This window comes from Methylobacterium ajmalii, assembly GCF_016613415.1.
GTDB lineage: Bacteria > Pseudomonadota > Alphaproteobacteria > Rhizobiales > Beijerinckiaceae > Methylobacterium > Methylobacterium ajmalii.
Window position 1 is genome coordinate 1 of the sequence record NZ_JACWCT010000131.1, and the last position, 10,500, is coordinate 10,500.

At 71.7% G+C, this 10,500-nt stretch carries 10 protein-coding genes; 6 read left to right on the plus strand and 4 right to left on the minus strand.

Going from position 1 to position 10,500, the window contains the following annotated elements; translation table 11 throughout:
* The 5 genes from HPY23_RS24705 to HPY23_RS24725 form a co-directional block, all read left to right on the plus strand.
* A partial coding sequence (locus HPY23_RS24705) for an ATP-binding protein (RefSeq protein WP_200649687.1) occupies positions 1-1,772 on the plus strand: 1,772 nt, incomplete at its 5' end.
* A 207-nt stretch (positions 1,773-1,979) separates the two neighbouring features.
* Entirely contained in the window at positions 1,980-2,393 is a 414-nt protein-coding gene (locus HPY23_RS24710) for a response regulator (RefSeq protein WP_060849197.1), read from the plus strand.
* Between the two features lie 2 nt (positions 2,394-2,395).
* Positions 2,396-3,427, plus strand: coding sequence for a sensor histidine kinase (locus HPY23_RS24715; RefSeq protein WP_060849198.1), 1,032 nt, complete (start codon positions 2,396-2,398; stop codon positions 3,425-3,427).
* Positions 3,428-3,703: 276 nt separating this feature from the next.
* Positions 3,704-4,144, plus strand: a complete 441-nt coding sequence (locus tag HPY23_RS24720) for a hypothetical protein (protein WP_091885481.1) — start codon at positions 3,704-3,706, stop codon at positions 4,142-4,144.
* 240 nt (positions 4,145-4,384) lie between these two features.
* Complete coding sequence (locus HPY23_RS24725) at positions 4,385-4,720, plus strand: Hpt domain-containing protein (RefSeq protein WP_091885484.1); 336 nt, start codon at positions 4,385-4,387, stop codon at positions 4,718-4,720.
* 4 nt (positions 4,721-4,724) lie between these two features.
* Here the strand turns inward: HPY23_RS24725 and HPY23_RS24730 are convergent, their stop codons facing one another.
* From HPY23_RS24730 to HPY23_RS24745, 4 genes are all read right to left on the minus strand, one after another.
* A complete protein-coding gene (locus tag HPY23_RS24730; protein WP_060845838.1) occupies positions 4,725-6,380 on the minus strand; it encodes a DEAD/DEAH box helicase in 1,656 nt (551 codons plus the stop codon).
* A 172-nt stretch (positions 6,381-6,552) separates the two neighbouring features.
* Complete coding sequence (locus tag HPY23_RS24735; protein ID WP_060849199.1) at positions 6,553-7,401, minus strand: transglutaminase-like domain-containing protein; 849 nt, start codon at positions 7,399-7,401, stop codon at positions 6,553-6,555.
* Positions 7,402-7,554: 153 nt separating this feature from the next.
* Positions 7,555-8,889, minus strand: a complete 1,335-nt coding sequence (locus HPY23_RS24740; protein ID WP_091885487.1) for an Nramp family divalent metal transporter — start codon at positions 8,887-8,889, stop codon at positions 7,555-7,557.
* 92 nt (positions 8,890-8,981) lie between these two features.
* Positions 8,982-9,470 (minus strand): nucleoside deaminase, encoded by a 489-nt coding sequence (locus tag HPY23_RS24745; RefSeq protein ID WP_091885490.1) that lies wholly within the window; start codon positions 9,468-9,470, stop codon positions 8,982-8,984.
* 44 nt (positions 9,471-9,514) lie between these two features.
* On the opposite strand from HPY23_RS24745, the gene HPY23_RS24750 reads away from it, so the two are divergent.
* Positions 9,515-10,500 (plus strand): pseudouridine synthase (locus HPY23_RS24750; RefSeq protein ID WP_200649688.1); only part of this gene is annotated, 986 nt, incomplete at its 3' end.

Genomic DNA, 10,500 nt, shown 5'->3' on the forward strand with positions numbered 1-10,500 from the left:
ACCAGGCGGTGGCGCTCGGCCGCGGCCGGCCCGCCCCGGTGCTCGCCGGGGTGCCGGCGGAGGTGGCGGCGGTGAGCGCCGAGATCGCCGACGCGGCGCAGCGCCAGCGCGAGCGGACGAGCGAGCGCGAGGGCGCCGCCGCGGCGCTGCGCTCCGAGACCCAGCGCCTCGAGGTGCTGAACCGCCTCGGCACGGCGCTGGCGAGCGAGCTCGACCGCCAGCGCCTCGGAGACGCGGTGGTGGAGGCCGCCACCCGCCTGACCGGCGCGGCCTACGGCGCCCTGTTCGAGCGGGTGCCGGAGGGGCCCGAGGGGCCGGAGCACTGGCAGCTCCTCAGCCTCACCGGTGCGCCCCGCGAGGCCTTCACCCGCTTCGGCCTGCCGCGGGTGACGACCCTGTTCAGCGAGACCTTCGCGGCCGGCGGCGTGGTCCTGAGCGAGGACGTGACGAACGATCCGCGCTACGGCAGCCACGGCGGCATGCCGAAGGGCCACCTGCCGGTGCGCAGCTACCTCGCCGTGCCGGTGGTGTCGGGCACCGGCGCCACCCTGGGCGCATTGCTGTTCGGCCACCCCGAATCCCACCGCTTCGGCTCGCGCGAGGCCGCCCTGGTCGAGGGCCTGGCCGGCCAGGCGGCGGTGGCGATGGACAATGCCCGCCTGTTCGCCTCGGTGCGGCGCGAGCAGGACCGGTTCGAGGCCGCCGTCCAGGCGGTGCGCGGCGTCCTGTGGACCAACGGCCCCGACGGCCGGATGACCAACGAGCAGCCCGCCTGGGCCGCGCTCACCGGGCAGACGCCGGAGCAGTATGTCGGGTTCGGCTGGGCCGAGGCGGTTCACCCGGACGACCGCGCTGCCAGCGTCGAGAGCTGGAACGCCGCGGTGGCCGAGCGCCGGCGCTACACCCACGAGCACCGGGTGCGCCGCCACGACGGGGTGTTTCGCATCTACGCCATCCAGGCGGTACCGGTGCTCGACCCAGACGGCGCGATCCGCGAATGGGTCGGCGTCCATTCCGACATCACCGAGCAGCGCACCGCGGAAGCCGCGCTGCGCGAATCGAACGAGGAGATCCAGCGCTACGCCTACATCGTGAGCCACGACCTGCGGGCGCCGCTCGTCAACATCATGGGCTTCACGAGCGAGATCGAGGCGAGCCAGGACGACATCCGCACCGCCCTCGCCGGACGGCCGGAGGCGTCGCGGATCGATGCCGACCTCGCCGAATCGGTGAGCTTCATCAAAGCGGCCATCACCAAGATGGACGGCCTGATCAACGCGATCCTGAAATTGTCGCGGGAGGGCCGGCGCAACTTCCAGTCCGAGCCGCTGGCCATGACCGCCCTGGTCCAGGGGCTCGCCGACGCGCAGCGCCACCAGGCCGAGACGGCGGGCGCCGCGATCGCGATCGGCGACCTGCCGGGGATCACCGCCGACCGGGTCGCGGTGGAGCAGATCTTCGGCAACCTGATCGACAACGCGATCAAGTACCTGGCCAAGGACCGCCCGGGCCGGATCGAGGTCACCGGTGCGGTGTCGGACGGGCTCGCGGTCTTCCACGTCGCCGATAACGGCCGCGGCATCGACGCCCGCGACCACGCCCGGGTGTTCGAACTCTTCCGCCGGTCCGGCACGCAGGACCGGCCCGGGGACGGGATCGGTCTCGCCCATGTCCGCACCCTGGTGCGGGCGCTCGGCGGGCGGATCGACCTCGCCTCGCGGATCGGGGAGGGCACAACCTTCACGGTCACGCTGCCGCTGCGGCAGCCGTGACCGCAGGTTGCGGCAGGGGGCGGCGTTAACGCGATCGCGATGTTTTCCGCTCCGTCCCCATGCGCAAGGACGGAAATGTAGTCTAGAGAGGATCGGCGGGAGCCCGGCTCCCGCCCGTCCGCGATCGGCGCGGCCGGAGAAGAGGCGCACCGGCCCGGCCGGTTACCCGCCGTGGGGAGGAGCCAGGTGCCGGCCGTACACATCGTGATGATCGAGGACGACGAAGGCCATGCCCGGCTGATCGAGCGGAACATCCGCCGCGCCGGCGTGAACAACGTCATCGAGTCGTTCCGCGACGGCACCTCCGCGCTCGCCGCCCTGTTCGGGCCGGACGGCAGCGGCGAGGTCAATGCCGGCCGGTCGCTCCTGATCCTGCTCGACCTCAACCTGCCGGACATGACCGGGATCGACATCCTGCAGAAGGTGAAGTCGAACCCGCACCTGAAGCGCTCGCCCGTGGTGATCCTGACCACCACCGACGACCAGCGCGAAATCCAGCGCTGCTACGACCTCGGCTGCAACGTCTATATCACCAAGCCGGTGAACTACGAGGGCTTCGCCAACGCGATCCGCCAGCTCGGGCTGTTCTTCTCGGTGATGCAGGTCCCGGAGAGCGCGTGACGGTGAGCGACCCGGTCCGCCTGCTCTACATCGACGACGATCCCGGGCTGGCGCGGCTGGTGAGTCGCACGCTCGCGGCGCGGGGCTGCACGGTGGAGCATGCGGCCGACGGGGAGACCGGGCTCGCCCGCATCGCCGCGGAGCGCTTCGACGTCGTCGCCCTCGACCACCACATGCCGCGCGAGACCGGCCTCGACGTCCTGCCGCGCATCCGGGCGCTGGCCGACGCGCCGCCGGTCATCTACGTCACCGGCTCGGAGGACAGCCGCGTCGCCGTCGCCGCGCTCAAGGCCGGCGCGGTCGACTACGTCTGGAAGGACCTCCAGGGCCACTTCCGCGAACTGCTGGCCGAGGCGGTGGCGACCGCGGTGCTCCAGGACCGCACCCGCCGGGAGAAGGAGCGGGCCGAGGCCGAGGTGCGCGAGGCGCGCGACCGGGCCGAGCTGCTCCTGCGCGAGGTCAACCACCGGGTCGCCAACAGCCTCGCCCTGGTGGCGGCGCTCGTGCGGATGCAGGCCAACACCGTCACCGACGCTTCCGCCCGTGCGGCCCTGGAGGAGACCCAGACCCGCATCACGGCGATCGCCGGCATCCACCGGCGGCTCTACACCTCCGACGACGTGCGAATCGTGGCCGTCGACGCCTACCTGGCGACCCTGGTGGAAGATCTCGACGGGGCGATGAACGCCACCGGCCAGCGCCACCGCATCGTCCTCGACGCCGCCCCGATCGAGGTGGCGACCGACAAGGCGGTGTCCCTCGGCGTGATCGTCACCGAGCTCGTCACCAACGCCTACAAGTACGCCTATCCCGAGGGCGTCACCGGCGAGATCCGGATCACGGCGCGCCGTGACGGCGAAACCTTGCGCCTGACGGTCGCCGACGACGGCGTCGGCTGGCAGGGCGCCGGCACCCCTCGGGGCACCGGGCTCGGCTCCCGCATCGTGCGCGCCATGGCGTCGAACCTGCGCGCCCAGATCGATTACGGCCGGGCCGAGCGCGGCACCGCGGCGAGCATCGACATCGCTCTCTGAGCCGTCACGCGGCCCACCGAGCCGTCACTCCCCCGGAGACGACCGCGGGGCGTGGTGCCGCCCGCATCCGAGACCGACGAACATCCGCGCGAGATGACATACTTTTCCCTACGGAAATCCCGATTTTGTTCTTGCGACGATGCATTCGGTAAAATTGCTTAATGCGCCATAACCGGACCTTAAGAGCACCTTTCATCATCCGTCCGGCATTAACGTCCGGGTAGGGTTCTCGGCCGTTAGCTCGACAGGAAAGGAAGGATCGGAAAGGATTTCGCAGTGATCGAGACCAGCAGCCTCAACGCCGCGTTCCCGCCGGTCGCGGTCGAGCCCGTAATGCGCAGCAGCGCCGAGCGCTTCCCCCGTCCCAGCGCGGACCCGCCCCTCGATCCGCCGGTGACCCTGGACCTGAGCCCGAACGCCTTGCGGACGTCGGATGCCGCCGCGGGCGAGGCGAAGACGGGCGACGTCAAGACCGCCGAGGTCGAGACCGCCGCGGCGCAGGCCGCCGAGGCACCCGAGCCGGAGCCCGCCCCGCTCACCGCCCGGTTCCGACCCGACCTCGACAGCCGGCAGATCGTGTTCCAGGTCGTCGGCCGGGACGGCACGGTGGTGGAGCAGCTGCCCTCCGCGGCCTTCCTGCGGGCGCAGACCTACGCCCGCGAGGCCGAGGCCGCCGGCAAGGCCGAGATCGGAACCTCGGTGGCGCGCACCGCCTGATCCCGGCGAAACCCGGGGATTCGGCCTGATGGCCGAGCATCTCGGCCGCGCCATATCCGCCAAGCAGATTTCGCAAAAGCGGTCCCCGTTTTGCGACAAAAATCTGCGACACAACAATGACCTAGGCGGACGAAGCGTTGGCCTGCCAGCGCAAGTCTGCTTAGGATCGTGCTCCGAGAGCCGAGGGCGGCCCGTCACGACGGGCCGCATGCGAGGCCGCCAGCACCGGAGCCGGACGCCATGCCGACGACGCCCCCCTCCCTCGACGCCGCGACCTATGCCGACCTGCGCCAGGCCGTCGGCGACGACGCCCTGCCGGTGCTGCTCGGGCGCTTCCGGCAACAGCTCGTCGACTGGTCGGTGACGGGAGAACCCCAGGTCCTCGGCGCGGTCGCGCACGGGGTCATCGCCTCCTCGGGGCTGATCGGGTTCGTACGGCTGTCGCGCCTCTGCGCCGCCCTCGAGACGGCCTGCCAGGCCGGCGACCTCGAGGACGTCCGCGATCTCGCCCGGCAGGTCTTGGCCGAGAAGGCGGTCGCGGAGGCCGAGACCGCCCGCCTGATGGCGGTGGGGTGAGCGGTCAGGCGACGCGGCGCGTGTCGGTCCAGGTCGCGCCGCCGGCGAGGCGATAATCCACGGTCTCGGAGAGCCGGCCGGTCGGCACCACCCGCACCGCTTCGGGCCGGACGAGCTCGTCGCAGCGGTTCAACGCCTCCTCGATATCGAGCGGCGGGGGCATCTCGCCGCCGAGGCGGCGCCACCACTGCACCGCCTTCTCGCGGGCGAAGCCCGTCGCCTCGAGGTCGAGCCGCACGGTCATCGCGTCCTCGTCGCCCTCGAGCGCCACGGTCAGCACGTCGGGCCCGCGCACCCGCGCCTCGCGGCCGAAGCGCCAGCCGGCGACAGGCCACCAGCGGGCATGGGCCTCGCGCACCACCGCGACGGTGCCGGCGGACAGGACCGCGGTCTCGTCGTCGGCCACGGCCTCGTGCGGCAGGTCGGCCTCGTCCTCCTCCTCGGGCTCGGTCCAGCACCCCTCGCAGGTGCTGGCGTTGAGCGCGATCAGCGCGCCGCAGCCCGGACAGGGCTTGGCCCGCGGCGCGCCGGTCTCTCCAAGGAGCCGGGCGCGGGCCACGGCGTTCGCCGTCAGCACGTCGATCGGCCCGTGCCGGCGCACGAGGCCGGCGTAGTCGAGGACGAGCGCGTCGGTCTTGCCCTTCGCCCGGCGCAGGCCGCGTCCGACCTGCTGTACGTAGAGACCGGTGCTCTGGGTCGGGCGCAGGAGCGCGATGAGATCGACCTCCGGCACGTTGAAGCCGGTCGCCAGCACGCCGACCGAGGTGAGGCAGCGCAGCCGCCCGGCCCGGAAGTCGCGGACGATGCGGTCGCGCTCGCGCTTGGGCGTCTCGCCGGAGATCGATTCGCAGGAGAAGCCCTCGGCCCGGATCGCGTCGCGCACCGCGTCGGCATGCTTCACCCCGGCGCAGAAGGCGAGCCAGGCGCGCCGGTCGGCGCCGTAGGTCACCATCTCGGCCACCGCGGCCTTGGTGATGACGTCGCGGTTCACCGCCGCCTCCAGGGCGCCCGGCACGTAATCGCCGGCCCGCAGGGGAACGCCGCTGACGTCGAGGACCGTGGCGGTCGCCTTCGAGACGAGGAGCGCGAGGTAGCCCTCGCGGATCAGGTCGCCGACCTGGGCCTCGTACACGATGGCGTCGAAGACGCGGCCCCGCCCCTCGTCGAGGCGGCCGCTGTCGAGGCGGTAGGGGGTGGCGGTGAGCCCGACGAGGCGCATGTCGGGCGAGCGCGCCCGCACCGCTTCGAGGAAGCGGCCGTAGCGGGTCTCGGCGTCGCGGGGGATCAGGTGGGCCTCGTCGACGATCACGAGGTCGAACCCGCCGATCGCCTCGACCCTGTTCCACACCGACTGGATGCCGCAGAACAGGATCGGCCGCGACTCCTCGCGCCGGCCGAGCCCGGCCGACACGATGCCGGCCGGCGCGTCCGGCCACAGCCCCAGGAGCTCGGCGTGGTTCTGGGCGATCAGCTCGCGAGTGTGGGTGACGACGGCGATGCGGGCGCCCGCGTCGCGGGCCATCGTCTCACGCACCAGGGTGGCGATGACGAGGCTCTTGCCGGCCCCGGTCGGAAGCACGATCAGGCCGTTGCGGCCGCCGCGCGCCCAATCGGCCTGGAGCGCGTCGAGGCTCGCGCGCTGGTAGGGACGAAGCAGCATCGCGCCGCCATAGCCGGAGACGATGCGATCATCCAGGCTTGACAGCGCGAGGAGGCGGCGGGAGCGCCTCCCGTCGCCTGGAACGAATCACCGTCCGGCCTTGGATCGCCCATCCTTGAATCGCTCATGGCGCGGCTCCCCGGCCATGAGCGACGGAGGGACGCCGCGCGTCCTACTCGGCAGCCTGCAACCAAGCCACCTGTTGCGGCGCCGCTTCCAGCACCTCGTCGGTGTGAACCTCGAACTTGGCAAGTCGGGCCGGGCCGAAGCTCGTCGAGATCGCCACGTCGGTGGCGTCGCGCCCGCGGGCGATGACGATGCGGCCGATCCGCGGACGGTTGTGGCGGGCGTCGAACGTATACCAGCGACCGCCCAGGTAGACCTCGAACCAGGCCGAGAAGTCCATCGGATCGGGCACGGCCGGCACGCCGATATCGCCGAGATAGCCGGTGCAGTAGCGCGCCGGGATGTTCATGCAGCGGCAGAAGGTAACGGCGAGATGCGCGAAGTCGCGGCACACGCCCTCGCGCTGGTTGAACCCGTCGAGCGCGCTGCGGGTCGAGTCGGCGCGCTGGTAGTCGAACCGGATGTGGTTGTGAACGAAGTCCACGATCGCCTGCACCCGGGCCCAGCCCTCCGGCGTCTGGCCGAAGAGCTGCCAGGCGGTGTCCGACAGCTTGTCGGTATCGCAGTAGCGGCTGGCGAGCAGGAACGGCAGCACGTCGTCGGGCAGATCCTGCACCGGGTGCTGCACGGCGTCGGGCGCGTAGTCGTCGACGAGGCCGCTGTCCTGAACCAGGCAATCGGCCGAGACCGTGATTCGGCCGCCGGGAGCGGTGAGGCGGGTGCAGACGTTGCCGAACGAATCCACGAAGGTGTGGGCAGGGACCGGCGGGTCGATGGTCATGGTGTCGGGCGTGATCAGATCGCCGGCCCGGTCGGGATGCACATTCAGCATCAGGACCATCGGCGTCGGGCCGGGCGTGTCGAAGGCGATCGAGTAGCCGGTGCGGATCTTCATCGTGGCGTCCACGTCAGTCGAAAAATCGTGGAGCTTAAAGTCGGCGCAGGCTCGGTTGTTCCGAGTGTCGGCCCGGTCCGAACCACCGGTTGCGCCCAAATGTTGTGCAGGCGCCACACCAGCGGCGCCTGCGTCTGCTTCCCGACATCCGCGTCAGGTGCCCATGACGACGTCCACCAGGAGCTTCAGGTTCAGGCCGACGATCAGGGCGGCGATGGTCCAGGACAGGACCGTCAACCAAGTGGGGATGACGAACACCCCCATCTTCGACTTGCTCGACACGAAGCTGACCAGGGGGATCACCGCGAAGGGCAGCTGCATCGAGAGCACGACCTGGCTCAGGACCAGGAGCCGCGCGGTGCCGGCCTCGCCGTAGAGGCCGGTCACCACCACCACCGGAACGATGGCGATGCCCCGGGTGACGAGGCGGCGCGCCCAGTCGGGCAGCCGCAGCCGCAGGAACCCCTCCATCACGATCTGCCCGGCGAGCGTGGCGGTGACGGTGGAGTTGAGGCCCGAGGCGAGCAGCGCCAGGGCGAACAGGGTCGAGGCCAGGCCGATGCCGAGCAGCGGCGAGAGCAGCGCGTGCGCCTCCTCGATCTCCTGCACGCCGGTCTGCCCGGCGCCGTGGAAGACCTTGGCCGCCATGATCAGGATCGCGGCGTTGACGAAGAGCGCCAGCGTCAGCGCGATGGTCGAATCGACGGTCGCGAAGCGGATCGCGCCGCGGCGGCCGGCCTCGTCGCGCGGATAGGCCCGGGTCTGCACGATCGACGAGTGCAGGTAGAGGTTGTGCGGCATCACCGTGGCGCCGATGATGCCGATGGCGAGGTAGAGCGCCGCCGGATCGGTGACGATCGTCGCCGAGGGTACGAACCCGGCGAGCACGTCGCGGATCGGCGGCGCCGCCATGGCGATCTGGATCGCGAAGCAGGCGAAGATGATCGTGAGCAGCGCGATCACGAAGGCTTCGAGCGCGCGAAAGCCCCGGCGCATCAAGAGCAGGATCAGCAGCACGTCGAGACCGGTCAGTACCGCGCCGAGGAGCAGCGGCAGGCCGAACAGCAGCTTGAGGGCGATGGCGGTGCCGATCACCTCGGCGAGGTCGCAGGCGATGATCGCCGCCTCGCAGGCGAGCCAGAGCGCGATGCCGACCGGACGCGGATAGGCGTCGCGGCAAGCCTGGGCCAGGTCGCGCCCGGTGGCGATGCCGAGCCGGGCGGCCAGCGCCTGGAGCACCACCGCCATCAGGTTCGAGAGCAGGATGACGGCGAGCAGCGTGTAGCCGAACTGCGCGCCCCCGGCGATGTCGGTGGCCCAGTTGCCCGGGTCCATGTAGCCGACCGAGACCATGTAGCCGGGGCCGAGGAACGCCAGCAGCCGCCGCGGCCAGGAGCCGGTGGCGAGCACCGGCACGCTCGCGTTCATCGCCCCGAGGCTCGGCTCCGCCACCCCGTCCCCGGCGCGCCACGCCCGTCCGTCCCGCATCCGCCCGCGCTCCCAACCCATGCCGCCCAGCTTCGGGCCGGCGTCATATAGCCATTGCTATATTGATTTGAGAAGGCTGAATTCGAGGGGCGTCAGGGCCGCCGGTCGCGAAAAAAGTCGCGTAGGAGCGTCGCGGCCTCGCTCTCGCGCAGGCCTCCGTAGACCTCGGGGGCGTGGTGGCAGGTCGGTTGGTTGAAGACGCGCGGGCCGTTCTCGACGGCGCCGCCCTTGGGGTCGGCGGCGGCGAAGTAGAGCCGGCGGATGCGCGAAAGGCTGATGGCGCCGGCGCACATCGCGCAGGGCTCGAGGGTGACGTAGAGGTCGCAGCCGGTGAGCCGCTCGTCGCCGAGAACCGCGCAGGCGGCGCGGATCGCCAGGATCTCGGCATGGGCCGTCGGGTCGCGGTCGGCCCGGGGGCGGTTGCCGGCGACCGCCAGCACGATGCCGTCCCGCACCACCGCGGCGCCGACCGGCACCTCGCCGCGCGCCCCCGCCGCCCGGGCGGCGTCGAAGGCGAGGCCGAGGGGGTCCCGATGCGGAGCCCCGCCTGCAGTCAGGTCACCCCTTGCAAAATCGCGCATCGGTTCCACTCGCCTGAACAAACCCGGTCTGGTATCAGGCCCGCATGAGCGACATCAACGACGACGAGACCGGGGCGCCGCAGCGGCGTCGCGGACGGGACGAGGCATCCGCGGGCTCCACCGGCGAGCAGGCTTCGAGCAAGAAGGCGGCACCGCAGGCGGAGCCCGAGCCGGAACGCATCGCCAAGGCGATCGCCCGGGCGGGCGTGGCCTCGCGCCGCGACGCCGAGGCGATGATCGCGGAGGGCCGCGTGACCCTGAACGGCCAGCGCCTCGACTCGCCGGCCGTGAACGTGACCCCGAGCGACCGTATCACCATCGACGGCGAGCCGCTGCCGACCCGCGAGCGCACCCGGCTGTGGCTCTTCCACAAGCCGCGGGGCGTCGTCACCACCGCCCGCGACCCCGAGGGGCGCCAGACGGTGTTCGACGTGCTGCCCGAGGACATGCCCCGGGTGGTGGCGGTCGGCCGGCTCGACATCAACACCGAGGGGCTCCTGCTCCTCACCAACGACGGCGGGCTCGCCAAGGTCATCGCCCATCCGGAGACCGGCTGGCTGCGCCGCTACCGCGTGCGGGCCTTCGGCGACGTCGACCAGGCGATGCTCGACGGCCTGCGCAAGGGCGTGACCATCGACGGGATGGAGTACGGCCCGATCGAGGCGACGATCGACCGGGCGCAGGGCGACAACGTCTGGCTGACGCTCGGCCTGCGCGAGGGCAAGAACCGCGAGGTCAAGCGCATCCTCGAGCATCTCGGCCTCTCGGTGAACCGGCTGATCCGGCTCTCCTTCGGGCCGTTCCAGCTCGGCGAGCTCGAGGTCGGCCTCGTCGACGAGATCCGCACCCGGGTGCTCAAGGACCAGCTCGGCAACTCGCTGGCCGAGCAGGCCGGGGTCGACTTCACCAGCCCGGTGCGCGAGCCGATCGCGGCCTTCGGCTCGCCCAAGGCCGCCGCCCGCAAGGCGGCGCAGGAGAGCGCGCCCCGCGGGCGCGACCCGGCCCGGCCGCAATTCGGCAAGCCGCCCGC